Origin of the sequence: Acutalibacter caecimuris (genome assembly GCF_034335085.1) — a bacterium.
GTDB classification, from domain to species: domain Bacteria; phylum Bacillota; class Clostridia; order Oscillospirales; family Acutalibacteraceae; genus Acutalibacter; species Acutalibacter caecimuris.
This window is the reverse complement of the sequence record NZ_JAWXXJ010000086.1, coordinates 1-739: the sequence shown is the minus strand read 5'-3', so window position 1 is coordinate 739 and position 739 is coordinate 1. Positions and strand designations below refer to the sequence as shown.

At 49.9% G+C, this 739-nt stretch carries 2 protein-coding genes; both read left to right on the top strand.

Annotated features, from left to right (window positions below; genetic code table 11):
* The first annotated feature begins 69 nt into the window (after positions 1 to 69).
* Positions 70 to 477, top strand: coding sequence for a hypothetical protein (locus tag U8U01_RS17275; protein WP_322176820.1), 408 nt, complete (start codon positions 70 to 72; stop codon positions 475 to 477).
* Between the two features lie 2 nt (positions 478 to 479).
* Positions 480 to 739: relaxase MobL (gene mobL / locus U8U01_RS17270; protein WP_496196414.1), on the top strand; the 260-nt coding region annotated here is incomplete at its 3' end.

The following is a 739-nucleotide window of genomic DNA, read 5'->3' as shown; positions in this document are numbered from 1 at the left end:
GCCGGTCGTTAGGGAAAACTCAGGGATTACCGGCCCCCGAAATCAGGGGTCGGTCAGAAAGGAGAGTTTTTGAGCAAAAAAATGCAAAAATATGCTTACTGGATGACACCATCCATGGTGGCAGAAATTACGAAAATGATGCCAGAAGCTAATGCCACATCCAAAACGGACTTTGTTCGCAAGGCGGTTGAGTTCTATATTGGCTACCTCCGGCAGCAGAAAAGCATCAATTACTTGGCTCCAATGTTGGCGGGAGCAATCAAGAGCGAGGTGCGTTCCCTCGGCAAAGATGTGTGCGAAATGCTGTTCAAACTGGCGGTGGAGATGGGAATCATCAGCAACATCACTGCGGCGGTCAATGATATTTCTGATGAATCTCTGGACACGTTACGGCTCAATGTTGCGCAAGAGGTAGTGCGGACAAATGGGATTCTGACCTTTGAGGACGCCGATAAGTGGCAGAATGGGGGTGACTGATTATGGCGAAAATTATTGTCACCAGCAGGTATATGCGGAACACTCCAAAGCGTTCCGCGACGGACTTGGTGAAATATATGGGTACCCGCGAGGGTGTGGAGAGGGTGGCCGAGGGCATCGACAACGCTCCAGATACCGTTCGTCAGCAGAGGTTGGTGCAGGACATCATCAAGTTTGACTCGTCTGTCAAGGACTATGGCGAGTATCATGACTACGAAAGTTCTCCCACAAAAAGCAACGCCAGCGAGTTCATAGACGCTTT